We start from the raw sequence: 320 nt of genomic DNA, 5'->3' as shown, positions 1-320 counted from the left end.
CTTTGTTCCCAACTAGGATAAACACGAATAGCCATTTTTCCTTTATGTTTTTCCGAACTAATAATTCCTTTTTTAACTAATAGCTCTTTAGGAAATATAAATTGACCTTTTTTAGATCTATCTAAAATATTAATAATTAACTTATCTTTTGATTCGTCAAAATTAAAAGGTCTGTTTTTATTAATTTCATTCTTGCACCAAAACGCAACAAAATAACCTGCTTTTTTAGGAGTTTTTTTAGCTAATCGACTTTTAAATCCAACTCCATTGAATTCAAAATTAAATGCCTCATACTCTTGATTCCATTGTTCAAATTCATG

At 27.2% G+C, this 320-nt stretch carries 1 protein-coding gene; it reads right to left on the bottom strand.

Annotated elements, in window-relative coordinates; genetic code table 11:
* Positions 1-320 (bottom strand): MepB family protein (locus HMPREF2647_RS08490; protein ID WP_176746924.1); only part of this gene is annotated, 320 nt, incomplete at both ends.

Source organism: Staphylococcus sp. HMSC035D11, assembly GCF_001836075.1.
Classification (GTDB): domain Bacteria; phylum Bacillota; class Bacilli; order Staphylococcales; family Staphylococcaceae; genus Staphylococcus; species Staphylococcus hominis.
This window is presented reverse-complemented; position numbering and strand designations above follow the sequence as displayed.